The organism is Haladaptatus sp. SPP-AMP-3, assembly GCF_049568665.1.
Classification (GTDB): domain Archaea; phylum Halobacteriota; class Halobacteria; order Halobacteriales; family Haladaptataceae; genus Haladaptatus; species Haladaptatus paucihalophilus.
This window is the reverse complement of the sequence record NZ_CP145901.1, coordinates 79202-104900: the sequence shown is the minus strand read 5'-3', so window position 1 is coordinate 104900 and position 25699 is coordinate 79202. Positions and strand designations below refer to the sequence as shown.

General features: G+C 57.8%; 22 protein-coding genes. 10 read left to right on the top strand and 12 right to left on the bottom strand.

The window, feature by feature from the left end; genetic code table 11:
• Nucleotides 1-32: 32 nt before the first annotated feature.
• Both V5735_RS20720 and solA read right to left on the bottom strand, forming a co-directional pair.
• A complete protein-coding gene (locus tag V5735_RS20720; protein ID WP_423747045.1) occupies nucleotides 33-2543 on the bottom strand; it encodes a GcvT family protein in 2511 nt (836 codons plus the stop codon).
• 99 nt (nucleotides 2544-2642) lie between these two features.
• Complete coding sequence (gene solA, locus V5735_RS20715; protein ID WP_423747044.1) at nucleotides 2643-3785, bottom strand: N-methyl-L-tryptophan oxidase; 1143 nt, start codon at nucleotides 3783-3785, stop codon at nucleotides 2643-2645.
• A 180-nt stretch (nucleotides 3786-3965) separates the two neighbouring features.
• Between solA and V5735_RS20710 the strand changes: the two genes are divergently transcribed.
• The 4 genes from V5735_RS20710 to V5735_RS20695 all read left to right on the top strand — a co-directional run bounded on the left by V5735_RS20710 (nucleotide 3966) and on the right by V5735_RS20695 (nucleotide 7204).
• Nucleotides 3966-5105 (top strand): aromatic ring-hydroxylating oxygenase subunit alpha, encoded by a 1140-nt coding sequence (locus tag V5735_RS20710; protein ID WP_423747043.1) that lies wholly within the window; start codon nucleotides 3966-3968, stop codon nucleotides 5103-5105.
• 6 nt (nucleotides 5106-5111) lie between these two features.
• Entirely contained in the window at nucleotides 5112-5474 is a 363-nt protein-coding gene (locus V5735_RS20705) for a hypothetical protein (protein WP_423747042.1), read from the top strand.
• 187 nt (nucleotides 5475-5661) lie between these two features.
• Nucleotides 5662-6315: a helix-turn-helix domain-containing protein gene (locus tag V5735_RS20700; protein WP_423747041.1), complete on the top strand. Its 654-nt coding sequence runs from the start codon at nucleotides 5662-5664 to the stop codon at nucleotides 6313-6315.
• An 88-nt stretch (nucleotides 6316-6403) separates the two neighbouring features.
• Nucleotides 6404-7204, top strand: coding sequence for an aldo/keto reductase (locus tag V5735_RS20695; protein ID WP_423747040.1), 801 nt, complete (start codon nucleotides 6404-6406; stop codon nucleotides 7202-7204).
• A gap of 111 nt (nucleotides 7205-7315) precedes the next feature.
• Here V5735_RS20695 and V5735_RS20690 read toward each other — a convergent pair whose 3' ends face one another.
• Complete coding sequence (locus V5735_RS20690) at nucleotides 7316-8035, bottom strand: DUF4386 domain-containing protein (protein WP_423747039.1); 720 nt, start codon at nucleotides 8033-8035, stop codon at nucleotides 7316-7318.
• A 228-nt stretch (nucleotides 8036-8263) separates the two neighbouring features.
• Between V5735_RS20690 and V5735_RS20685 the strand changes: the two genes are divergently transcribed.
• Complete coding sequence (locus V5735_RS20685) at nucleotides 8264-8647, top strand: nuclear transport factor 2 family protein (protein WP_423747038.1); 384 nt, start codon at nucleotides 8264-8266, stop codon at nucleotides 8645-8647.
• 22 nt (nucleotides 8648-8669) lie between these two features.
• On the opposite strand, the gene V5735_RS20680 is transcribed toward V5735_RS20685, so the two are convergent.
• The 6 genes from V5735_RS20680 to aglF all read right to left on the bottom strand — a co-directional run bounded on the left by V5735_RS20680 (nucleotide 8670) and on the right by aglF (nucleotide 14206).
• Nucleotides 8670-9029, bottom strand: a complete 360-nt coding sequence (locus tag V5735_RS20680) for a DUF7344 domain-containing protein (RefSeq protein WP_423747037.1) — start codon at nucleotides 9027-9029, stop codon at nucleotides 8670-8672.
• Between the two features lie 448 nt (nucleotides 9030-9477).
• The gene (locus tag V5735_RS20675; protein WP_423747036.1) at nucleotides 9478-10704 is read right to left on the bottom strand and encodes an AI-2E family transporter; all 1227 of its coding nucleotides are present in this window, start codon (nucleotides 10702-10704) and stop codon (nucleotides 9478-9480) included.
• A gap of 82 nt (nucleotides 10705-10786) precedes the next feature.
• Entirely contained in the window at nucleotides 10787-10984 is a 198-nt protein-coding gene (locus V5735_RS20670; protein WP_423747035.1) for a hypothetical protein, read from the bottom strand.
• 142 nt (nucleotides 10985-11126) lie between these two features.
• A complete protein-coding gene (locus V5735_RS20665; RefSeq protein WP_423747034.1) occupies nucleotides 11127-12050 on the bottom strand; it encodes an NAD-dependent epimerase/dehydratase family protein in 924 nt (307 codons plus the stop codon).
• Between the two features lie 377 nt (nucleotides 12051-12427).
• Entirely contained in the window at nucleotides 12428-13339 is a 912-nt protein-coding gene (locus V5735_RS20660) for an NAD-dependent epimerase/dehydratase family protein (RefSeq protein ID WP_423747033.1), read from the bottom strand.
• Nucleotides 13340-13471: 132 nt separating this feature from the next.
• The gene (gene aglF / locus V5735_RS20655; RefSeq protein ID WP_423747032.1) at nucleotides 13472-14206 is read right to left on the bottom strand and encodes a UTP--glucose-1-phosphate uridylyltransferase AglF; all 735 of its coding nucleotides are present in this window, start codon (nucleotides 14204-14206) and stop codon (nucleotides 13472-13474) included.
• Nucleotides 14207-14293: 87 nt separating this feature from the next.
• On the opposite strand from aglF, the gene aglM reads away from it, so the two are divergent.
• The 5 genes from aglM (at nucleotide 14294) to V5735_RS20630 (ending at nucleotide 20843) form a co-directional block, all read left to right on the top strand.
• Nucleotides 14294-15586, top strand: coding sequence for a UDP-glucose 6-dehydrogenase AglM (gene aglM, locus V5735_RS20650; protein ID WP_423747031.1), 1293 nt, complete (start codon nucleotides 14294-14296; stop codon nucleotides 15584-15586).
• 219 nt (nucleotides 15587-15805) lie between these two features.
• Nucleotides 15806-17080 carry an O-antigen ligase family protein gene (locus V5735_RS20645; RefSeq protein WP_423747030.1) on the top strand — a complete coding sequence of 425 codons (1275 nt, stop codon included), beginning with the start codon at nucleotides 15806-15808 and terminating at the stop codon, nucleotides 17078-17080.
• Between the two features lie 96 nt (nucleotides 17081-17176).
• Complete coding sequence (locus V5735_RS20640; RefSeq protein ID WP_423747029.1) at nucleotides 17177-18625, top strand: oligosaccharide flippase family protein; 1449 nt, start codon at nucleotides 17177-17179, stop codon at nucleotides 18623-18625.
• A gap of 77 nt (nucleotides 18626-18702) precedes the next feature.
• Complete coding sequence (locus tag V5735_RS20635; RefSeq protein WP_423747028.1) at nucleotides 18703-19830, top strand: glycosyltransferase; 1128 nt, start codon at nucleotides 18703-18705, stop codon at nucleotides 19828-19830.
• A gap of 209 nt (nucleotides 19831-20039) precedes the next feature.
• The gene (locus V5735_RS20630) at nucleotides 20040-20843 is read left to right on the top strand and encodes a hypothetical protein (protein ID WP_423747027.1); all 804 of its coding nucleotides are present in this window, start codon (nucleotides 20040-20042) and stop codon (nucleotides 20841-20843) included.
• A 35-nt stretch (nucleotides 20844-20878) separates the two neighbouring features.
• Here V5735_RS20630 and V5735_RS20625 read toward each other — a convergent pair whose 3' ends face one another.
• The 3 genes from V5735_RS20625 to V5735_RS20615 form a co-directional block, all read right to left on the bottom strand.
• Entirely contained in the window at nucleotides 20879-22039 is a 1161-nt protein-coding gene (locus V5735_RS20625; RefSeq protein ID WP_423747026.1) for a glycosyltransferase family 2 protein, read from the bottom strand.
• Nucleotides 22040-22284: 245 nt separating this feature from the next.
• Nucleotides 22285-23730 carry a sugar transferase gene (locus V5735_RS20620; RefSeq protein ID WP_423747025.1) on the bottom strand — a complete coding sequence of 482 codons (1446 nt, stop codon included), beginning with the start codon at nucleotides 23728-23730 and terminating at the stop codon, nucleotides 22285-22287.
• A 751-nt stretch (nucleotides 23731-24481) separates the two neighbouring features.
• Nucleotides 24482-25306, bottom strand: coding sequence for an undecaprenyl-diphosphate phosphatase (locus tag V5735_RS20615; protein WP_423747024.1), 825 nt, complete (start codon nucleotides 25304-25306; stop codon nucleotides 24482-24484).
• Nucleotides 25307-25699: the final 393 nt, after the last annotated feature.

Genomic DNA, 25699 nt, shown 5'->3' with positions numbered 1-25699 from the left:
TCGATATCTGTGTCGTCATCGTGACACTCGAATCAGCGCAAAATCTTCTCCCGGTCGGGGTCGAACAGCGGTTCGTTCCGCACCGTCGCCGGGAACCGCTCGCCTTCGTACTCCACCTCGACGGACTGCCCGGCGTCGGTGTAGTCGGTCGGCAGATAGGCGTACGCGATACCGGCGTCGATGGTGTAGCCGTAGTCGGCGCGGGTGGTGTAGCCCAGAATCTCGTCGCCGTCGACGATGGGGTGGCCCGTATCGACAACCGCGCCCGGTTCGTCGAGGGTCACGGGAACGAGCCGTCGTTCGATGCCCGACTCTTTGGCTTCGGCCAACGCTTCCTTTCCGATGAAGTCGGTCTCCATGTCCACCGCAAAGGAGAGGTTCGCCTCGTAGGGGTTGTACTCGGGCGAGATGTCGGTTCCCCACAACCGGAACCCTTTCTCCATGCTCATCGAGTTGAGCGTCGCATCGCCCATCGCGAGGACGCCGTGCTCCTCGCCAGCGTCCCAGACCGCGTCCCACAGTTGCGCACCGTACTCCTGCGGGGCGTACAGCTCCCAGCCGAGTTCGCCGACGAACGAGACGCGGAGCATCGTCACCGGAACGCCCCCGACGTGCGTCTCCTGACAGGAGAAGAAGGGGAAGGCGTCGTGCGAAATGTCCGTCTCGACCAACCCTTCGAGGGTCTTGCGCGCGTTGGGTCCCCAGACGCCGAGGCCGCACCGAGCGGAGGTCCGGTCGATGACCTCGACGGTGCCGTCGTCGGGGGCGTGGTCGCGAATCCAGCGGCCCTGCGTCGTCCCCGAACTGCCGCCGCCGGTCAGAATCAGGAACCGGTCCCCGCCGAGCCGGGAGACGGTCAGGTCGGCCAGTATGCCCCCGTCCTCGTTGAGCATCGTCGTATAGCGCACCCGCCCCGGCGACACGTCGATGTCGTTCGAGAGGAGTCCCTGCAGGAACCGCTCCGAACCGGACCCGCGCACTTCGATGGCGGTGAAGGAGGTGAGGTCGTACAGCCCAACCCGGTCGCGGACCGCTTGGTGTTCCGCCCCGTGTGCCTTCGACCAGTTGCGACCGATCCACCCCGGTCTGTCGGGGACGTCGTACTCGTCGAGCAGCGCCTCGTTCGCTTCGTACCACTGCGGCGACTCCCAGCCGTCGCTCGCGTAGAACTCCGCGTCGAGGTCCTGCTGACGCGGATAGTACGGACTTCGACGCAAGCCGCGTCGTTTCTTCGGCTGGTTACGGGGATGGGTGAGCTGATAGACCTCGCGATACTGCTGTGCGGCCCGGTCGCGGACGAATCCGTCGGCACCGTGGTGGCCTTGGAACCGGTCGATGGACGCGCCGGTCGCGTCCACGCGCTCGCCGTCGAGTCGCGGCGTGCCGTTTTCCATCCACTCGGCGATGACGTTCCCGACGCCGCCCGATTGGGTCACCCAGACGGCGAGCGCCCACCAGAGGCCGTCGATGTCCTCGGTTTCGCCGAGAATCGGCATCCCGTCGGTGGTGAAACAGAACATCCCGTTCATTTCGGTTTCCCAGTCGCACTCCTCGAACGCGGGAATCAGTTCGCTCGCGGCGTCGAACGCCGGTTGCTCGTGGTCGGGATGCGTGTTCTCGACGAAGTGTTCGGCCGTGAACTCGCGGAGCGACGGGTACTCCAGTCCGAGGTCGTCCAGTTTGTCCGGGCCGTAGATGTCCTCGGGTTCGACGAGGAGGGGGTCGTGGTTGTACGACCCGATGCCGTAGGCGTCGCCGTGCTGGCGGAAGTACAGCGAGCGGTCCTGATGGCGGAGTATCGGCTGTTCGATTTCGCGCTCGGCACCGGCCAGTTCGTCGATGGAATCCGAGACGAGATACTGGTGGGCGCAGGGTTTGAGGGGCACGTCGACGTCGACCATCTCGCCGAACAGCGGCCCCCAGATGTTCGTGGCCAGGAGCACCTCGTCGGCCTCGATGCGGCCGTGTTCGGTCACGACGGAATCGATTTCCCCGTCGTCTGTTTCGAGGTCGACGACCTTCGTGTTCCCGTAGAACTCGGCTCCGCGTTCGCGCGCCAGATTCGCCATCGCCTCCGAGGCCTCGACCGCGTGGGCCTTCCCGTCGGAGGGGACGTGGAACCCGCCGTGGATGACGTCCGCGTTCATCTGGGGGACGCGCTCTGCGACCGCCGACGGGGAGAGCAGTTCCCCGTCCTCGACGCCGAACGAGCGGGACCACTCGCGCTTGCGTTTGAGGAACTCCCACCGGTCTTCCGTGTAGGCCACCTCGATACCGCCGCACTTCCGGAAGCCGCCGAGGTCGTCGTAGAGTTCCCGCGTGTACTGGGCCATCTCGGACATCAACTTGTTACCGGCGGTCTGAAACACCAGACCGGGGGCGTGCGAGGTCGAGCCACCCGTTTCGAACAGCGGCCCTTGGTCGACGACGACGACGTCCTCGCGGCCGAGTTCGGTCAAGTGGTACGCCGCGCTACAGCCGACACACCCGGCACCCACGACGAGCGTCCCGGCTTCGTCGGGAAGTATGCTACTTGTACTCATTTACCACATTAACATCGACGGGAACGTGTGAAAAGGGTCATTGTGAGATAGCACAGGTATTGAAAAAAGGTCACCCCTCGATTCGGCGGGGACGCCTCTTCAATCGAACCGGTCCAACTCGAACATGTCTATCGGATGGTCGGTCTCTCCCTCGACGGCGAGGTCTGCGAGGATTTCGCCGATGACGCTCGCGAACTTGAATCCGTGACCCGAGAACCCGGCCCCGACCGCGACCTGCGGATGGTCCGGAAGGGTATCGAGGATGAAGTGTTCGTCCGGCGAGTTGGTGAACATGCACGTCGCCAGTCGCATGGTCTGGCCCGCCGCCTCCGGGAAGTACCTCTCCGTGAAATCGCGCAAGAGCCGTTCGTCGGCGGGACCCGGTTCGGTGTTCCATTCGTCGGGGTCGACCTGTTCGTCGAGGTGATGGTACTTGCCGAGTTTGAACCCGGGAACGCCGTAGATGGGAAGGCCGTAGAACCGCCCCTCCGGCGAACTGATGTTCCACACGGGAAGCGAGTCGGGTTCGAACAGCGACGGCGTTTCGGGTTGGAACCACGCGAGGACCTGCCGTTCGGGGATGGCGAGGCCCTCCAGCGCGTCCGCGAGTTTGTAGTTCCACGCACCGGCGGCGAGCACGAGGCTGTCGGCTTCGTAGGACGCGTTCGCGGTTTCGACTCGCACGCCGCCGTCCGGCGTCTCCGTCCAGTCGAGGACCTGCTGTCGGGCGCGAACGTCAGCGCCCTCTTGCTGTGCGGCTTCGACGTGGCCGATGATGGACTCCTCGGGGACGATGAACCCGCCGTCCGGTTGGTACAGCGCCTTGTACTCGTCCGGGAGTCGATAACCGGGGAACCGCTCGTTCAGTTCCGCGCCGGTGAGGATTTCGTGTGGGATATCGTGTTCCTCACAGGAGCGCAGCGAGCCCTCGAAGACGATGTTCCCCTCGGGAGCGGCGTCGATTGACCCGGTCCGGTGGATGACGGGCCTGCCCGTCCGCTCGGCCAAATCGTCCCACAGCTCGTAGGCCCGCTCGATGAGCGGGATGTAGGACGGGTGTTCGTAGTACGCGCGGCGGATGATACGCGTGATGCCGTGCGACGAGCCATGCGTGTGCGGAATATCGAACCGTTCCAATCCGAGGACGTCGAAACCGCGTCGGGCCAGGTGGTACGTGGCCGCACTCCCCATTCCACCGACGCCGATGACGATGACGTCCCTTCGATTGTTACTGTCACTCATACCCACCAACGATGTTTCGAATCGACCATCTTCAGAGTTTTCCCCGGAAAAAACGAGCGAATTGGCGGGGGTATCGACAGGAACTGGCGTCCCCGAACCGGAGCGCGAACACCGGTACACTTGAATGGGGGAGCTATCTGTGGTTCATTTTTATACCCCAAGGACGAGACAAGTTGTCACATGACACGATGGAACGACGGAACGGATCAGGTCGAAGCGGTCAGCCCGGACATCACCGACGAAACGAACGCCCTCCCGGCGGAGTACTTCACCAGCCCGGACGTCTTCGAGATGGAGAAGGAGAAGGTGTTCTCGCGGTACTGGGTGTACGCGGGCCACGCCAACAGCATTCCCGAGGTCGGGGACTTCTTCACCCGGACGGTGGGCGATAAGCAGGTCATCGTCCTTCGAGACGACGAGGACGACGTTCGCGCGTTTTACAACGTCTGTGCCCACCGCGGGTCGAAGATAGTCGACGACACGCCGATGACCGACCCCGGCAACATGAGTCGGATTCAGTGTCCGTACCACCTCTGGACGTACGACCTCGACGGGGACCTCTCGACGACGCCGAAGAGCTTCGAGGAGGCCAGTCTCAATCCCGACTTGGGCGACGAGGACGTGTCGGAACTGGACGCCGAGAGGAACGGTCTCATGGAGGTCTCGACCGACCGCATCGGACCGCTGGTGTTCGTCAACTTCGACGCCGACCCGATGCCGCTGTCCGAACAGGCCGGAAAGATGGCGACGGAACTCGAAGCGCTCCCGCTCGACGAGTACGAACACGCCGCACGATTCGTCTCGGAGGTCGAGTGCAACTGGAAGACGTTCGGGGGGAACTACTCCGAGTGTGACCACTGCCAGGCGAACCACCAGGACTGGATAACGGGAATCCAGCTCAACGACTCCGAACTCGAAGTGAACGACTACCACTGGGTGCTCCACTACACCCACGAGGAGGACGTGGACGACGACCTTCGAATTCACGACGAGCACGAGGCGAAGTTCTACTACATGTGGCCGAACTTCACGGTGAACATGTACGGCACCGCGGACGGCTACGGCACGTACATTATCGACCCCATCGACGAGGAGCGTTTCCAGCTCATCGCCGATTACTTCTTCAGGGACGCGGAGATGACCGACGAGGAGTTGGAGTTCGTGCGAACGAGTCGCCAACTGCAGGAGGAGGACTTCGAACTGGTCGAGCGACAGTACGAAGGGCTGCAATCGGGTGCGCTCGCGCAGGCCCAACTCGGACCGAACGAGCACACGCTGCACAAATTCCACCGACTGGCCCAAGAGGCCTACAACGCCTAACCACCGATGACAGAACAGGAACGAACACCCTTCGTCGCCAGCTGTCCCAACTGTGGGGAACGAACGGAAACGGAAACGCCCAACGAAGTGATAGCGTTCTACAGACGCCACCGGGCACTCACGGGCCACGACGTCGAGTGGGAGATCGTCGACGACGAGTCGGTTCGGAAAACGACGGAAGGCGCCGACCTCAAAGCCGTCGTGCTCGAACTCGGCGAGGACTACGAGGATGGAGTTCCGCTCGGCCTCGTAACGGCGGCGATGGGCGAGCAGGGCCGAACCGTCGGCGAAACGCTCGACGACCTCCGCGAGCTACGGATGACTGGTCACGTGTGGGAGCCAAAAGACGACCACGTGAGCGCGTTTTGAACAGGGAGTGAACGCCGCCGCGGTTCGGCCGCGACTGAACCGGATTCAGGGTTCGCTCAAATCGAGTACGGGAGGACGGTGCGAAGACCGGATGGTTTCCACTGCGAAAACCACCGTGGTACCGAATGTTTAACATGGATGCCAACGAGAGTGGGACACGTAGCAAATCAACGCATTACAACCCACTATGACGTTTATTTCACACGTCACGGTTCAACACCCGGACCTCGCGCTGGCACCCACGATAGAGGCGGTATCGAACGTCGCTATCAAAGTCGTCCCGACGACGGGAACCGACCCCGAGACGGGGATGTTCTTCTTCCTCGTCGAGGCGGACAATGGGGACTTCGAGCCGTTCGAGAACGAATTGGGGGACGACTCGACGGTCGACCGATGGGAGATGGTCGCCGACCACGGGGACACCCGCATCTATCGCCTCTGTTATACGCCCGGCACGAAACTGGTCACGCCGAAGACCACCGAGGTGGGCGGGATGATGCTCGAAGCGCGGTCGGTGAGGCAGGGGTGGCTCCTCCGAGTCCAATTGCCCGACCGAAAGTCGCTGTCGAAACTGTGGAGCTACTGCCGGGAGGAAGGCATCTCGTTCGAACTCGACCGGCTGTACCAACAGGAGAGCCTCACCGCCGACGGGAAATCGCTGACCGAGGCGCAGCGAAAGGCCCTGTTGACCGCGTTCGAGGAGGGATATTTCGAGGAACCGCGACAGACCTCCCACAAAGCGCTCGCCGAACAGTTGGACATCTCCTCGACGGCGGTCGGCGGCCGAATCAGGCGCGGAACGTCGCGGCTCATCGAGACGACGCTCGTGCAGGACGAGTAGCGGTCGAGGTTCGACTGATTTATCACGAAAAATCGAACGACGGCGCGTGGGCCACATCATTCAGGTGCGTTCGTCCACACGGGAACGTATGGACGAACCATCGCAAATCGGACTCGGAACCTACAAAAATACCGACCCGGAACGGTGTTCGAAGATCGTCTCCACCGCGCTGGAGATGGGATACCGTCACATCGACACCGCACAGGCCTACGACAACGAGACGTACGTCGGCGAAGGTATCGAACACGCGGACGTCGACCGCGACGACGTGTTTTTGGCGACGAAGGTGTGGGACGATACACTCGCGTACGACGACGTGCTCTCCAGCACGGACGAGAGTCTCGACAGACTCGGCGTCGAGGGGCTGGACCTGCTGTACGTCCACTGGCCGCGCGACACGTACGACGCCGAGGAGACCCTTCCGGCGTTCGACGAACTTCACGACGAGGGGACGATCGAGCACGTCGGCCTGAGCAACTTCACGCCGGAACAACTCGACGAGGCGCGCGACACGCTCGACGCGCCGATATTCGCCCATCAGGTCGAGATGCACCCCCTTCTCCAGCAGGAGGAACTCCACGAGTACGCCCGCGAGGACGACCACTGGCTCGTCGCCTACGCGCCGATAGCCCGCGGGGAGGTGACCCACGTCGACGAGATCCAGGAGGTCGCGGAGAAACACGATACGACACCCCATCAGGTGTCGCTGGCATGGCTCGCCGCGAAGAAGAACGTGGTCGCCATCCCGAAGACATCGAGCGAGGACCATCTTCAGGAGAACTTCGAAGCGCAGGAACTTGCGTTAGATGAGGACGACATCGAGGTGATAGACGCCATCGAACGCGAAGAGCGTCTCATCGACCCAGACGACGCACCGTGGAACCAGTGACGCACGATTGAATCGGTCGTTCGCCGTTTAGCTTTCGTCGAAAAGTAGTGTCGAACGAGGCGCGGAGGGGCTACCATCTCGACGACAAGTCGACGGATTAATAATAAATATTTAGTCTATATCTCGGATAGGTTCTGATGTCAGGTTTGACTCGGATAGACGAAACCCTTTGATAATCAACCAAAATGCGAGAATAACTTCTTGTAAGACCAATGGTGCCGATAACGCGATGAATTCGCGGGATATCACGCTGATAATCGAAAAGAGGATTAAAAAGCTAGCTACTATCCCCAGTATATTTCCAACAAAACCGAAGATGGATAACCACCTCGGGATCAGTTTTGTCTTGTAAAACACATAGTATAAAATCAAGTTACCCAAGCCCGTAGACGACATTACGCCAACATGGTTCACTAAGTCGCGTCCCAGTCGCAATAATTCTCCAAAAGTTTGAATATACAATCGGTCGGTAGTTGCAGCAGTTACATATTCCTGGCTCAAGAATACAAACAATGGTAGAAGTATCACGCCGATTAGTTGAAATACTTGAGCAATTATCCGAAACCCGACGAACCCGATCGCTAAACTTTCGCTGTACTTACTCACGATTGGATACAAAAGAAGCGCAAATCCCAGATATATCGGAATTAAAATAAATTGGAACAATGCTCCCATCAGCACTCGATTCTGGTTTTCAGAGGCTTCGGTGAGATAATTCGGACTCTCCACAGCGGGGACGATACTAAACACTCCCACAATAATTCCGAGAAGAATCAGAATCCCCGAAAACAGTGCGATCTTTCTGCCTTTATACATCTTTTTCATCTTCATAATATTCTCCTCATATTTATATTTATAAACTCTTTGACCAGCGTTCTCGATTCGAAGTAAAGACACTCCCTACGACGATGAAATGACTTTCAATGAGCTATCCCGTGTGTTATCGACTCGACAAAATCACCTCCGGTGCGACGACACTCGGTCAATACGAACCCGTACTCCCGTCCAGAGCGAGTGAGAAGAACACCTTTGGGACTCCCCGACGGATGATCGTTCGCCATGGAAACCGACGATGCTGAAGCCACGGTCCGTGAGTACTACGAATCGCTTCGTCGAAGTGAGCCGCTCTACCCGTATTTCGCGGAGGACGACGAACTGGTCAAGTTCGGAATCTCGGAGCAACTCGTCGGGTACGAGGCCGTCGCGGAGGGGTTGCGCGAGCAGACCCGTCAGTCGGATGACTGGACGGTGGCGAGTCACGAACTGCGAGTGACTCAACGCGACCGTCATGCATGGTTCAGCGACACGGTTGCTATGGCGTGGACGGACACGACGAGTGGGACGCGTCGCGGGTTCGATACCCGGTGGAGCGGTACGTTGGCCAGACGAGAGGACGGCTGGAAGTTCGTCGGGATGCACGTGAGCGCTCCGCACCAGTTCTAAGCCGCTCACGACGACTTCGAAATCAATCGGTGATAAAGAAGTGGGCGTCGAGACTGTTGATCGACGGTGTCGGCGTGACGATGTTCGAAAGCGTATCGTACGTTACCATGCCGATATCCGCGAGTCGCGGAACGTCGACGTGATGGAGTGTCAGACGAGTTCGTCGCTCGTCGGAACGGGTCGGCCCGCGCCCCTCCGCGTTGGCTTTTTCGCGAGCCAGAACGGAGGCGAGTTCTGACAACTGCACCGAACCGTGGTCTTGGAGATACGTGAGGACGGCACGACGTCGCCAGTGTGTGATCACGGACGCCATCTCGGACGATGACGGGTCGAACACGGTTACATCAGTTCCTTCGTCACGAAGTGTGGAGTTCGAGTTCATGTGTGATTCGCCCCGAGTCACTGTCGATGGCACCGAACGGTCGTTTCGGCGGTGCCGCGAGTGACCAGGTCACATGAGTGGAGGAACGACTGGAGGTTATGATTTCTCACCGATGTCTCAAAACACTCTATGTCGGGTAAAACCGGTCGGCCGCGGACTGCGGGCAGAGCGAGGTAAAAATTACGAAGTCTTCGAGTCGATTAGGATGCCGACTACGCCGATGGCGACGGGTCGTTTCCGCCGCTCAGAATCCGGTCAACTAAGTCATCGAGGTCGGGTACTTTTTGACCGTTCGGATCCTCTTGCGGGAGGTCTTCATCTGGTGTCATCAGTATTACCTCCGATAAGGGTTTGTGCTTCCGGAAAGTTAACAGTTGGCTCGGTGCGGAAACGTCCCCTATCGTCAGGCGGGGCGAACGAATCCAATTCGAGAGCGGTCACAATCGCCTCATTCCCCTCCGTCGGGTGATTCGGTAGATGAGTCGGTTTTCGATTGTTCGGTATCGACTGTATCAGAGGCAGTCGTATCCTCACTCGTTTTCCCGTCCGGATCCGGAATCGGGTCCGCGGCGGTTGCGAACGGCGTTAACTCCCGGCCGTGGAGAAGGTCCGGAAGGATGATTCGTGCGCTGTGAACCAGCAGTACCAACAGGAGCGGTCCGAGGAACAATCCGTACCATCCGAAGAGGAGCGGGCCGAGAATGTAGGCGAACAAGACGAGGCCGACGTGGAGATTCCGACCGGAGATGTACGGCCGCAACAGCAGTTCGGTCACACCGTCGACGATAACCGCGGCAACCAGTAGGAATGCGATCGGAAACCAGATCGATTGAGGGGAGGTCACCAGGGAGCGACCCGCGAGGTAGAGGCCTATCGGTACGTACACGATCTTCATACCTACGACGGGAATTAGACTGCCGAGTCCGGTCAAGAGCCCCAAGAGGACCGCCGCGGGAATGCCCACTTGGGGCGGTGCGATGCTATCGAGTGCCGTGTAGGTAATGGCCGCAACGACGGCGACGACGAACGCGTTCAGAATGTTTCCGAAATAAATCGTTTCGAGGTCGGTGTCGACCTCCGTCAAATAAGCGTGCGTCGCGCTGTTCTCCCCGCTGATCTGTGATGAAAACCAACCAGCGAGTTTTTGGTCGTCTCGGAGGAGATAGAACGCGATAATGAGCGCGATGAAGACGTGTATGAGTCCGGATGCGGCGGCACCGAGATAGCCACCGGCCGACGTCACTACCCCGCTCGCCGTTCGAGGATCGAGATACTGCGTGAGTTGTTGAGGATTCGAAAGGATTTGATTGATTGCGTCTTGGGGGTTTTGCTGTCCAAGAACTGTCTGTATGTACGGTCCCAATACGGACTCGTACTGCTGGAGATCGATTCCCGCGAGTTCGCTCAATTGCTGGATACTCACGAACACCGTGTACGCGATGAGGAGGATTCCGGGGAACGCAAGCACTCCCAACGCAAGCCCTGCTGCGAGGCTACGTGGTTGTACGCGATGGCTCAACCTTCGGTAAATCGGCCGCGTCGCGTAGTAGACGAACAGGCCGAGGACGATCGTTCCGACGTACGAGTAGAGGATAAACGCGATAATCAAGCCGAGTACACCGAAGATGAGCCACCAGGCGACCCGCTCACGATTCTGTGTGGGGTCGAAGTTCATGTGTCAAAGCTCGGGAAGACTCGCTCTAAAGTCCTTTGCCCAATATGTGAATGGTTCGTGAGGGAACCGAACGGAAGGAACGTCATACTTGCGAGTAATCGATTTTTCCTTCGTCTTCGCTCATTCGTATCCAGTAAAGACGAGTGTACGGAATGTGCAGATACCCGTCTTCTTCGAGATTCACTCTGATACCCTCTACTCGACCGGAGTCGGAGATGGCATCCGCATCGATTTCGCGTTCGTTGGTTCCGTCCGGTCCGTCGTACACTATTTTCGCCATACTCTACAGTCAAGCCCCAGTTCAATAAGCGTGATTTCCACCGACATCCGCTTTGGCAAGTAGAGATCGGCCGAGGTTTTCGCTCGATACGACGAGTGGTTAATATCCGAGCAATAAAACAGAAGACGGATGTCGTCCCCGTCTATCGATACTGCTGGCAGACCGAATTTATCCCTTCCTCGAGGTCGATTTCCGGCTCCCAGCCGGTTTCCGCGTGCATCTGGGAGTAATCCGCCATCGTATCGTGGACGTATACCGAGTCCGGAATCGGATTGTCGATGAATTCCGGTTCGATGTCCGTACCGAGTTCGTCGTTGAGCAGGTCGACGAGGTCGTTGAACGAGATCTGCCTCCCGGTACCAAGGTTGTAGACGCCTGTGAGTTGGTGCTCCGCCGCGAGAACGAGTCCGCGGACGATGTCGTCGACGTGGGTGAAGTCACGCGTCTGCGTGCCATCCCCGAACAGAACAGGAGCCTCATCGTTCGCCATATCGTCGGCGAACTGCGCGATGACGTTAGCGTACTCCTGTTTGTGCTCTTCCGCGCCGCCGTAGCCCTGATACACCGAGAAAAAGCGCATGCCAGCCATGTTCATATCGTAGTGGTTGGCGAAGTACTCGGCGTACTTTTCGCGCGCGAGTTTCGATGCTTCATAGCCGGTGTTGACGGTGACGTCCATCGAGACGGGCGATGGCTCAGTACGGTCTCCGTAAATGGAGGATGTAGAGGCGTAGACGACGGTATCACAGCCATCGTCACGTGCTTGTTCGACGGTGTTGACGAAGCCTTCGACGTTCACTCGGGCCCCCTTGGTCGGGTTTTCCTCGTGCATCTTATACGAGGAGAGGGCAGCGATGTGAAACACGACATCCACGTCGGTCGGCAGGTCGTCATCGAGAACACTCTGTTCGTGGAACTCGACGGCGTCATCGAGATTTTCGGGTGTCCCGAGATAACCGTCGTCGACGACGACGACGTCGTTTTCGAGAGCGAGACTGTTTGCGAGATTCGAGCCGATGAACCCTGCACCACCGGTAACGAGAACGCGCTTATCTGTTAGTTGCATTTGCAACACGATATCTTTATTCCTATCAAGTATTGACTTATAGTGTTCGGTTGGCGGAGAGAGGCGGAGAGATGTAGGGATGGACAGTCACCAAGAAAATCTGATGCCGAGGTAACATCATCTCAAATCAAAAACCGTCTTCTTCAAGCCCGATAAGCTCAATCACCGGAAAAACACGGAAGCGCGATGCCAACAGCCCTTATCTCGAGAGCGCTATCGTTTCGTTCCATAACGTCCCTCTGGTCGAATTTTTGTGCTGCACTGGTCAAGTCCGGTCGAGCGCCGACACCACCACCGATATTTGACCGCTTCAGAGGCGAGAAAATCCGAATACCACAGTGCTGTGGACAATGGTACTGTCGAAGCCGACTACACAGTCACAATAAGGACGAAAGCCCCTCGTCCAACGGAATCGTCGGTTCGTAGCCTAACTTCTCCGTGGCTTTCGAGATGTCGGCCTCGCTTTCGTCGATGTCCCCCGGACGCGGGTCCGTGTGAACGATATCGGACGACGACGCCGAAACGTCACGGATCGTCTCGGCGAGTTCGCGTATCGTAACGCTGTCGCCGGTACCGATGTTGTACGCTTCGCCGACGTGTTCCGTCGTCGCGGCCAGTAGATTGGCCCGGACGATATCGTCGACGTGGACGAAATCACGCGTCTGCTCGCCGTCGCCGTCTACGGTTATCGGGTCGCCGTTCGTCGCTTGGCGTTTGAAGATGCTGATGACGCCGCTGTAATCGCCGCTCGACTGTCGCGGCCCGTAGATGTTGAAGTACCTGAGGGCGACGGTTTCTAGCCCGTACAGTTCCTCGTAGAGGCGAGCGTAGTGGTCGAGCGCGGATTTCTGCAAGCCGTAGGGTGACGACGGCGAAAACGGTTCGTCTTCGGAAATCGGAACTTCGGTCGGCTGTCCGTAAATCGCACAACTCGATGCGAGGACGACGCGAGCGTCGAGGTCCCGCGCTCGCTCGAGAAGAGCGAGCGTCGCGTCGAGATTTACTTCGTTCGCGCGCATCGGCTCCTCCACGGACTGCTGGACGCTCACGACACCCGCTTCGTGGAATATCAGGTCGACGTTCTCGGTTGCGCGGTCGAGGGTCTCGGAATCGCGGATATCACCTTCGATGAGTGTCGCCGCTTCGTTTACGTTGGAGCGCTTTCCGGTGCTGAAGTCGTCGAGGATTCGAACGTCGTTCTCCTGAACGAGCGCATCGACGAGGTGACTGCCGACGAATCCCGCACCTCCGGTGACGAGGACTGTTTTGGAGACTGGTGTTTGGACCATTCATCTTTTTATGAAGTAGCCTCTATTAAATCCGTTTCTACTGTAGGATTGCCTGGACGGTGGGGTTACGGTACGGTAGCGACTCCAGAAGTCGAGGGCTACGTACCGAAGCGACGATGGTGCGAGGCGGTCTTATGCGGACGGGCTGGCCACTTCTTCGTCCGTGAGTCGCTCTTCTGCCTCGTCGCGGTCCTCGGGATACCCGACGTCGATACGCCAGCCGTCCATGCGAATCGCGTCGATGGTGCGACCGCTTCTGATGAGGAGGTCGATGGCCTCGCTGATCTCGTACTCGCCGCGGTTCGAGGGCTGCACGAGATGGCAGGCGTGGAAAATAGCGGGCGTGAACGTGTAGAACCCGGTCATCACCAGGTTCGATGGTGGGTCGTCCGGCTTTTCGACGACATCTGTGATTTCGCCGTAGTCGTTGGTGTCACAGACTCCGAATCGGCTGGCGTCCTCGTATGGCACTTCCTCGGTGAGGAACGCGGCGTCCGCGCGGTCCTCCTGTTGCCGACGAACCACGTCTTCGAGATTCGCCTGGAAGATGTTGTCGCCCAGAATCAGCATGAAGTCGTCGTCGATGTGCTCCTCGACGGTCAACAGCGCGTGTGCGAGTCCCTTCTGTTCCCGCTGATGGGTGTACGTGATGGGAATCCCGTCGAACTCGTCGTCGTAGTAGCTGATGATGTCTTCTTTGCGATAGCCGACGACGACGATGAACTCCTCCGCGCCGAGTTCCGCGAGTTGCTCGAAGCAGTGGGTGACGATGGGTTTGCCGTTCACTTCGACCAATCCTTTCGGCTTGTCGTCGGTGAGCGGTCGAAGGCGGGTACCTTTGCCAGCTGCCAGGACTACAGCTTTCATACTTTTGAACGGGGATGCCAGTCATAAATACTTTTAGACCGAAGCATATGCGAAGGTTCAAGGAAACCGGGATTAGTACCGTTCCTAATGGAACTTAGCATCGTCGGGAGTGGCTACGTGGGAACGACCGTCGCCGCCTGTTTCGCCGACCTCGGACACTCGGTCACCAACATCGACATCGACGAGGACATCGTCGAACGACTCAACGACGGTCGGGCACCCATCCACGAACCCGGATTGGACGAACTCGTCGCCGAACACGGGGGAGACCGACTCACGGCGACGACCGACTACGGTGCGGTCCGCGAGACGGATGCGACGTTCCTCGCATTGCCGACCCCTTCCCGCGCGGACGGTAGTATCGACACGTCGATAATCGAGGCGGGAGCCCGTTCGCTCGGCGAGGCCTTGGGGTCGAAGGACGACTACCATCTCGTCGTCGTCAAGAGCACGGTCGTTCCCGGAACGACGGAGGACGTCCTCGGGTCCATCATCGAAGATGCGTCGAACAAGGACCGAGGGGAGGATTTCGACGTGGCGATGAACCCCGAGTTCCTCCGTGAAGGAAGTGCGGTCGAGGATTTCCTCGGACCGGACAAGGTGGTCCTGGGAACGGAGAACGAGCGTGCGAACGAACGGCTGTCGGCAGTTTTCGAACCGCTCGTCGAGTCGTCCGCTCCCGCCGTCGTCGAAACCGGCATCCGCGAGGCGGAGATGATAAAGTACGCGAACAACGCGTTCCTCGCGACGAAGGTCAGCCTCGTCAACGAACTCGGAAATATCTGCAAAGAGTACGACGTGGACGCCTACGAGGTCATGGACGCCATCGGTCTCGACGACCGTATCGGCGAGCGATTCCTTCGCAGCGGCGTCGGCTGGGGAGGCAGCTGCTTCCCGAAGGACACGGCCGCGTTGGTCGCCGCCGCACACGAGGAGGGATACGAACCGTCGCTCGTCGAAGCCGCCATCGAAGTGAACGAAAAACAACCGAAGCGGTTGCTCGAACTGCTCGAAGAGCACGTTCCCCTTCAGGGCAAGCGCATCGCGGTACTCGGACTCGCGTTCAAACCGGGGACCGACGACGTTCGCAACTCCCGTGCGATTCCGGTCATCGAAGCCCTCCAAAACCGCGGTGCGACCGTCGTGGCCTACGACCCCGTGGCGACCGAAAACATGCGCGAACAGTTCCCCGATATCGAGTATACCGAATCCGCCACGGCGGCTCTCGATGGCGCGGACGGGGCACTCGTCGTGACGGATTGGGACGAGTTCGCCGCGTTGGACGACGAATTCGAATCGATGACGGACCGGGTCGTCGTGGACGGGCGTCGAATCATCGAACGACGCGAGGGAATCACGTACGAAGGTCTCACGTGGTGACATCGGTGAAATAATCGGGATACTCCACCGCGACGCGCAATTTGGATGGTTTATTTTCCGATGATTTTTGGCACAGTTTGAGCAGATATATTTTGAACAGGTCCTAAATTATTAATACATGTTTTCCCAATAGCCCACAAGTTTTTATTATCTCTGTTCGTTGCTTGTAGATGACTACGATTCGAGAAAGTTCTTCAAAACATGAGTTCTCATAAATTGATGGATGACGGGCGGATTGACTTGGGGATTCTAAAACAAAATCTGTTCTCCTTCGAAGCGCTGTTCACCCTCTTTCTCTTCGTGGGTTTGTATAAACAAGCCCCGATATTGGATAGGGTACCGGGGAATTTGACGGCCATTCTGGCGGTGATTTCAGCTATCGTCGGCGGATACGTGTTGATAACGAAAGCGGAACGACCGCCGAGAAGCGGACTGGTTCTGACTGTCCTCTTGGGGGCGTTCATCTGCTACGCGTTGTTGAGCAACCTCTGGACACCGAGTTCCGAGTATGCGACATCGAAGTCGCTAGAACTCGCCACCGTCACGTTCTGGTCGCTAGGTGCCCCGGCCCTCATCATATCGAAATCCAGGAGACGACTGCGACGCTTTTTGACCGCCACCGTCATCTTTTCCGTCGTTATCGCGGCGATATCGATCTTTCAATTCGTCGTCGTGGCGGGTGAAAGCCAACTCAGACCGTTCGATGCCACGTATCTCCTCGTCGGGAGGGTCATCGGGATTGCGTTCCTCATCACGGTGGCGTACACGCTGTACGAAGCGTCATCGAAGATGCAACGGCGAGTGGGAATCGCCCTCAGTGGCTTGTTCGGATTCATCCTGCTCGTGAACGGGGCGCGTGGCCCACTGCTCGCATCTTTCGGTGCGGGTCTCTGGCTGGGAATCGGATATTTCGACCTGTCCAAGTCCCCGCGGGAATTGGCCCAGACGGACCTCGCGAAAAAAATCGGAGCGGTTGTACTGATAGGCGCTATCGTCTTCGTCGTCCTGCTCTATCTCGACGAACTCCCGAACACCATCCAGCGCATCGTCGCAACACTCTCCGGCAAAAGCACGGGGTCGGTAGAAGGACGAGTCGACTACTATCTGGCGTCGATACCGATGTGGCTGTCGGCGCCAGCTTTCGGCCACGGCATCGGAAGTTGGCCGATTCTGTACGGTATGGGCGATGTGAAGTACTACCCGCACAACATCGTCTTGGAAATTCTCGTCGAATTCGGACTCTTCGGTCTGTTGCTGTTCGGTTCGTTGTTCGGTTGCGCCGCGTACTTGCTACTCGCGCCGAAACGGCCGCTCCATCGCGACCCGTATCGGATTCTGTTCGTCGCGCTACTCCTGTTTATGGGGTTCAACGCGTTCGTGACGTCCGATATCCCCGATAATCGCTATCTCTTCACGATGCTGGGGCTGACGGCGTACTGCTATCGAGCGACGTCCGTCAGGACGCTGAAAAATAGGAATGACAGCCACTATTGAATGAACCATCGATACGCCAACCGCGACGAGATAACTATCGATGGAGTTTAGGAAACTTGATTGAAGCACTAACATCAGGGAATCGTTGGTCGATACATGAAGAACAATATCGCTAAATTCGCCTCCATCGCCTTTGTCGGCGGGATTGTCGGTCGGGGTCTTCGATACGCGATAAACGTCGTCATCGCACAGGGCTTGGGACCTGACGCGTTGGGACTGTTCGCGTTCGGAATGGTCGTCATGAAGGCCGGAAGCATTCCCGCCCGCCTCGGACTGGACACGGCGGTACAGAAGTTCATTCCGATATATCGAAACGACGAGGAGACGTCGAAGGTGAGCGGGACGGCGCTCCTCGGGTTGGTGACCCCCCTCGTCATCGGGTCGGGTCTCTCGCTGCTCCTGTATTTCAATCGAGGGGCCATCAGCGCCTTCACGGGCAACCGGTTCGGGTCCGCGGTACAGTTGTTCATCGTCGGGATACCGTTGTTCTCGACGATGATGGTCGCGAGCAACGCGACAAAGGGACTCAAGGAGACGAAATATTTCGTTTACACGCGCGACATCGGCCAATCGACCGTCGCCTTCCTCCTCGTGGTTGTCGGCGCGTTCGTCCTCGACGACCTCCGGCTAACTATTCTGGGCTACGTCGTCTCGTTAGGGGTCGGCGTCTTTCTCGCGGTCTTCTTCCTCTTGCGACGCGGCGTCATCTCCCTCGACGTCCGTCCCCAGTTCGAATTCACGGAGATATTCCTCGTCTCCATGCCGCTCACCGTCGCGCTCGTCACGCAGTATCTGGTCTCGTGGACGGACATCCTGATGTTGGGTTTCTTCGTTTCACCCGCGAGGGTCGGGTGGTATCAGGCGGCGTATCAAACGTCGATGTTGCTACTCGTGGTCCTGCAGGCCGCGAGTTCGATATTCCCGTCGCTCGCCGCCGACCTGTATCACAACGGCGAGAAAGACCGGCTGGAAATGGTGTACACGGTCGTCACGAAATGGGTCTCCTTTTTCACCGTGTTAGGGCTGATATTCCTCGCGACGTATGCCGGGCCGGTGCTCCGAATATTCGGAACGTCGACGGAATCGGCCCGTCTCGCCTTGGTCATCCTGGCGTTCGGGCAGACGACGGCGGCGATGGTCGGACCGTCCGGCTACCTGCTCATCATGTCCGGGTACGAAAAGCTGCAGATGATCAACTCCGTGGCCGTCTGTGCGATGAACATCGGTCTGAATTTCGTCCTCATTCGCCAGTTCGGTATCGTCGGCGCGGCCGCCGCGACGAGTAGTTCCATCGCGACGCTCAACGTCCTTCGTCTCGTCGAGGTTCGGTATCTCCTCGGGATTCAGCCGTACTCCCGACGGTTTTGGAAAGGGGTAATCGGCATCCTCGTGAGTTCCATCGTGTTGGTCGGCGGCCGTCTGATGGGAATCGATAGTTTACTCGGTACCGTCCTTATCGGTGCGGTCGCACTCGGCGTCTTCGGCGTCGTCGTGTATCTGCTCGGCTTCGAGAACGACAAAGTGCTCGTCGAGGCGATAGATTAGTATAATCTGAATTTAGTATAGTTTCGAGCGTATCTGAAGACAAAAGATATATCGTTCGCACGGAACCGTATTCAACTGTGACCTCCGTCTGTATCCTCACAACGGTTCATACGCCCTTCGACACCCGTATTTTTCATAAACAGGCCCGGACGCTCGTCGATGCCGGGTACGAGGTGGAACTGCTCTGCCACCACGACGAAGACACCACGAAGGACGGAATACGGATAACCACACTCGGCACCGTGGACTCCCGAGTCGAGCGGTGGTCCCACCTCGTGAAGATGTATCAGATGGCGATAGAGGCCGACGCGGACGTCTATCACTTCCACGACCCGGAACTTCTCACGGTCGGTATCCTGCTGAGTCTTCGAACGGATTCGAAGGTCGTCTACGACGTTCACGAGGATTACGCCGATGCGATTCGGGTGCGAGAGTGGATACCGGACGAAATAAAGCCCGTTCTCGCTCGCGTATTTCCACAGATTCAATCGCAGTTGGCGCGAGCGATGGACAGCATCGTGACAGCGGACCTGCCGACCGCGAACCAGTTCGCGAACCGTGGCCACGATTCGGTCGTCACGGTTCGGAACTTCCCACGCCTCGAAAACGTCGAATTCGGGGAGGTGGACGGAGAGAACGATTCGGAATACACCCTCGCCTACGTCGGTGGTCTCGACAGCGAACGCGGTCTCCAGCGGATGTTGAAACTGACGCATAAGCTTCGCCAGCACGATATCGACGTCACCCTCCGACTCATCGGTCCGTTCCAGAACGACGACGTGGAGCGGAACGCCAAATCGTACATCCGCCGTCACGACCTCGAATCCGCCGTCGAACTCCTCGGCTACGTCGATTACGAGGACATGTTCGCCTACCTTTACCAGTCGGACCTCGGCCTCGTGCTGGTCGATACGGAGCGATTCGAACGGAACGTTCCCACGAAGATGTTCGAGTATATGTACGCCGAACTGCCCGTCGTCGCGACGAAAAGCGGGTCCACCGAGCGATATTTGGATTCGGACGACAGCATCTTCGTCTCCGAATCCCTTCGAAAGTCGGACATAGATGCAGTCGCGGAGCTCCTGCGAGACGAAGAAAAACGAAGCGAGATGGGAGACGCGGGACGTCAGAGAGTCGTCGACGAGTACTGTTGGGAAGAGGAGAAAGACAATCTCGTGGAGCTGTACGATGAATTAACTCATTAACAACGGTTACGAATAATCCTAGTCCCCCACATCTATATTCCTGTATTCCCAACTCCTATTTAATGGTAGATTTCGGCCGATATAACGCGTCTAACGTGAAAAAGCTCCTCCAAAATCCGCGCATGTCCGTGGGCGAATGCAGAAAAGTCGGAATAGCGGTCAACAAGAAGGTCCATCAAAAAGCGGGAGGCGATATCGGCGTCGACGTCATGAACGAAGATTGGGATACGCTGGTCATACTCGACGGAACGCGATACGACACCTTCGCGGAAAACAACGTTCTGGACGGGAAACTGGAGTTTCGACGGTCGAGAGGGAGCCAAAGTTCGGAGTTCATCCAAGGGAACTTTTCCGGCGAGGAACTTCACGACACGGTATACGTGACCGCGAACCCCTACGTCACGGAGTTGGAGGACGGCGTGTTTCACTCCGTCATCAACCTCCTCACGGAGTGGGACGATGACCTTCAAACCGTCGTCCCCGAAACGGTCGTCGATGCGGCGATGGACGCCTACGAGCGGTACCCGGACAAGCGTCTCATCGTCCACTTCATGCAGCCCCATTACCCCTTCATCGGCGAGAAGGGACGGAGTATGAACCACCGAGGATTCGCACCGAACGACGACTCGAACCTCCGTAGCGACCGGTCCATCTGGAACGAACTCCAGTACGACATCTCCGAGGACACGCCCGCCGAGGTAAAGGAGGCCTACGAGGAGAACCTCCGACTGGTGTTCCCGCACGTGCAGAAACTCATCGACGAGATCCCGGGAAAGACCGTCGTCAGCGCGGACCACGGGAACCTGTTAGGAGACAGACTGTCCCCGATTCCGGTACGGGCGTACGGACATCCGCGCGGCCTCCGCGCTCCCGAACTCGTCAAAGTGCCGTGGCTCGTCGTCGAGGGCGAAACCAGACGGGACATCAAATCGGACTCGCCGGAGGAGGAAGACCAATCGTCGCTCGACGAGGATATGGTCGAAGACAGGCTACAGGCGCTCGGTTACAAATGAGAAAACGGACGAAACGAAGCGAGGCCTGACAGCGATTATCCTGTTCTGTCCGCCGTTTCCCACGTGACGATGTTTTGGCCTTTCAGGAATTTCCACAGTCCGAGGACCATCCCGACGTTGGAGACGATGAAATAGTACGTGACGTGTACCGGTCCGGGTATCGCCACGTCGTATCGCTCCGAAACCCATCCCAGGACGGCAGAGAAGTAAAAGAGGACCTGTACGGCGAACGAAAGCGTGTAAATCGGGTTGGCGTCGAGGAGCAGAAGGACGGCGTTTGCGACGAACGCGGTTCCGAGCAGGAGCGGGGACAACCAGCGGAGGATTTTGTGCGAGATGAACTGGAAGGCAAATCGGGGATACCGAAGCGGGTTGAGGAGTTCCGTGAACTCCGTGACCGTGTTCCAACAGCGGGTCACGATTCGAATCCGTCGGGACATCTCGGACTCGACCGACTCGCCGGTTCGCTCCCACGCGACTGCGTCGTCAGCGTAATCGATTTTCTCGCCGTTGCTGACGACGGCGAGCGGTTCGGCGAAATCGCTGATACCGCCCGGTGAAAGGGGAACGTACGACGAGCGTCGAACGGCGTAGATGGAACCGTTTCCGGTGACGAGGGAGTGAAACCGGGCTTCGAGCTTTTTGATGGCTTGCTCGTAGCGCCAGTACAGCGACTCACCTTCGACGTCGCTGTCGTCCGAGTAGCGGAGTTCGCCGACGACGCATCCCACGCCATCGGAGAACCGAGCGATCAACCGTTTGATTGCGGCGGGTTCGTACATGCTGTTCGCGTCCGAATAGACGATGAAGTCCGAATCGAGCCTCGACGTGACTTGGTTTTGGCATTCCGTCTTCCCGACGCGCCCCTCGATTCGCATCAGTTCGACGCCCTCGTCGGCGTACCCTTTCACGAGGTCGTCGGTCCTGTCCGACGACGCATCGGAAAAGACGACGATATCGAACTTGTCGTCGGGATAGTCCAGTTCGAGGCTGTTTTCTATCTTCTCCTCGATGACGTCCTCCTCGTTGTACGCCGCGATGACGAGCGTCGTGGAAGGCCATTCCGATGGGGACCGTACGGGTGGACGGTCGCTCGTGAACGCGCGAAGTAACGCGGGATAGAAGAGATACGTCTGTAGAATTCCGAGCGAACTCGCCCAGAATATAACTAACGCCGCAATTGATAGTAGTTCCATTTGTCTCTACGGATTCGTGTGTGCGGGAGGAATAAAAAACGATTGTTGCCGAACGTCTCGCGACGTTACTGAAGAAACACACGAGGGACACGATTCTCGGCGAAATCGGTTCGCGTCGGGGAACGCTCGAAACAGAACGAGAGGTCGAAGAAGAACGGCCCAACACACGTGCGATTTTTCGAACGGTCGGGAAACGCAGCACGCATCGTGTACAAAATTAGCGCGGTCTGACGTGGGTCGCTCGCTTACTGTTCTTCTTCTCCGCGGACGAGATGACCGACGTCCCCGACCACCTGCCAGAGTTGGCGGGTCACGATTTGGACGTCGAACCAGAACGACTGTCGACGGATGTACTCGACGTCGTACCGCAATTTTTTGGCTGGTTCGTGTCCGGTGGCGTCGCTGATTTGTGCGAGTCCGGTCAGGCCCGGCTTGATGAACCACCGCTTTCGCCATTCGACGACGCCGGTCTCGATGTCGGAATCCAGTTCCGGTCGCTCCGGGCGGGGTCCGACGACGCTCATATCTCCGATGAGAATGGACCAGAGCTGCGGGATTTCGTCCAGATGGGTCCGCCTGAGAATTCGACCGACGCGCGTGACCCGGGGATCGACCTCGCCCTTGTCCTCCTCGCTGACTTTGGCCCCTGTTTCGGCTTCCGCGTCAGTGACCATGCTCCGAAACTTGTACACTTGGAACGTGCCGCCGAACTCCGCGGTCCGAGCCTGACTGTAGAAGACCGGGCCGGGACTGTCGAGTTTAATTGTTAGTGCGATGACACCGAGGAGCGGCGCAAACGCGAGGAGGCTGGCCGCGGCGAACAACACGTCGAACATCCGTTTGAACACGTAATCTTGCCAGTCCCACGGTTCGAGGGCGACTTCGACGAGTTCGTCGTCCTCCGTCGCTTCCGTCTTCGTGAGAACACTATCGATGTGCCGACTGGGAGCTTTCGCCGTCACCCCGTGCTTGTGACACGTATCGAGTGCACCGAAGAACTCCGCTCGGTCCGTGGTCGAGAAGGCCAAGATGGCAGTGTCGACGCTGTTTTCGAGGATGACGTTTTCCAGGCGAGAGAGGCCGCCGAGACGTTCGACGCCCGGGAGCGGCTGTTCGGTCCCACCGTCCGTAACGACTCGTTCCAATTCGTGCTCGCGAACCTCGTTTCCACTCGGCGGCGAGACGTATCCTAATACGGGCGTGTTGATAGCTTTGAGAACGTCGGCGACGTAGCGAACGTCGTCACCAACGACGATTGCAGGCGCGTTGGTATCGGTCGGACGTCGGCGAATCGAGACGAATAGCGCCGGAAGGCCGACCCCGAGCAGTGCGGTGATGATGATGAGCGTCGAGCGAGGGAGACGGTACGAGTAGTCCGCGTAGCCGAGCGTGGCGAGCCCTAAAACGGCGATGAACAGTCGCTTTTCCGTGACTGAAATCGTGTCCAATACCCGTCGAGGACGAGGTTTGAACATGGGTATGAGGCTCGCCGTAACGACGAAGGCGGTGATGAGGCCCGCAATTCCGATCTTCGGTACCGGGAGTACCGTCGAATGAAGCTGATCGAGTACCGGAAAGCTCGTGGTAACGAACGATTGGACCGCGCGTTCGTTCGCGATGAGGACAGAAAGTACCACGAGCGAAATGGTTCCAGTAACGCTAGCGAAGCGATAGCGGAATGTGGAGAGCACTATTTGATTAAAGAGATATGCAATATCATAAATGCTACGTCCGATATTGACCAAAATAACCAGATTAAATACTAAATAAATGCAATATAGTGAGAAAAATACAAAATTAAATTGCCAAATAAGTCGTGGAATGGGACATTCAGTTTCTGCAGATGATAGTTCGAATCAGGAGTAAAGAGATACTGAAGAAGTGAAATGGTATCTTTACGGACGGTAGAGGCCTCATTACAATACCGTGTACGGTTGAGGAAATAGTATGGATGGGAGAGTCTTCCGGGCCGATAGGACACCTTCGACGGACGGTACCGTTCGATCGAGCGAACGGAGAGTGCCCCTGGTGACAAACAGATGAACTCGTTTTGGAGCGGATACCTCGTTGCAATACTCCTCTCGGCCGCCGTCTGGTTCGGAATCGTTCAGACACTGCTATTCGTCCTCTAAAGAATGCAGTCGTAGATTCTAGAGGCAACCGACCGGAAACGGTGGCTCGGTACGGCGGTGGCACGACACCGCTTGCCGGAACGCTCACAAGTTGACAAATCCCCCTCCTTGCGTTACGAACCATCAGACTTCGTATAAAAGAATGTATTGTTTAGGAACTATAACTCGAAGATGAGAAAATGACGAAAGACGAAGCCATGATTGCGGCCGGTATCCTTCTCGGGACGTTCGGAATCGGCTACGCATTCATCGGCTTTTGAATACCGAGAAAAACGGACCGCATAAGCGTTAGATTTCGACGCGCGGGAGCTTACACGACGAGGAGGAAGACACCACCCGCAATCGCTAGCGTCCCGATTCCGACACAGACCGCCCAGAAGGAAACATGTTCGACGACCCGCAACAACGCGTCGATCGTGATGTATCCGACGATGGCACTGGTTGCAAGCGCGATGAGTGCAACCGTGGGGGAGACGGAGGGGAGGCCACCGGTTTCGAGGACGACCAATGCGCCAGCACCCGCGGCCGCGGGAATGCTAAGCAGAAACGACAGTCGAAACGCGTCAGCGCCGTCGTATCCACGGAAGAGGAGGGTACCCGCTGTCGTTCCCGAGCGCGAAACACCCGGAAGGATGGCCAAACCCTGCATCCCGCCGACGAGAATCGCATCCGTCAATGTAGGAGTCTCCCGATTCCCTAACTCGAACCGGTCTGCAGAGTGGAGCAACACTCCGGTCCCGATTAGCAACACGCCGATGAGTGCGACGAATCCGCCACCGGCGAGTTCGGAGACGACTGCATCCAGGGTTTTGTAGGCGAGAATTCCAACGATACCTGACGCGAGCGTGGCGACAACGAGGAACGACAGTTCCGCCTGTCGATTCTCGAAGGCCGAATCGGGACGCCACCCCCGAAGCGAACCGAGGACGCCTTCGAGTTCCCCACGATAGTAGACGGTTGCGGCGATCGCGGTTCCGGCGTGGAGGAACAGTGAAAAGCGGAGTGCCGCTTCCGGTTGGCTTCCCATCGCGCGGAGGAACAGAGTGAGATTACCCTCGCTCGAAATCGGAAGCCACTCGAAAATGCCTTGGAGGATGCCCGCGACGAACGCGATCAGAACGGACTCGTCGACCATGTATGGGTGTCTCGGGCGAAGGAGAAAGGCGATTCGGTTTCCGGTTTGATCAGTTGATTTAATTTTCGTGCAAGTATGTTCCCCTATTTACCGTTCTTGAGATAGGAATTCGGCGAGAAAGAACCCTTATTATATGATAATAATTGTAGTGTGTAAAGATGCGAAAATCCCCCACCATCGGAAAACTCCATTGAAAGACCCAGAGGAGGTAGTCGAAGAGACGTATGTCTATTTAATGACTGTCCATCTGAACCCAACACTAATTACTCCGTGAGGACCAATGTGAAGTAGAAATGGCCATCGCTGGCTCGACTATCCCGGACTTCCCCGACTTCTCGGACTTTTGGATCGCGTTTTTACTTGCGAGCGTTATCTCTCTCTTCATGTGGGCGG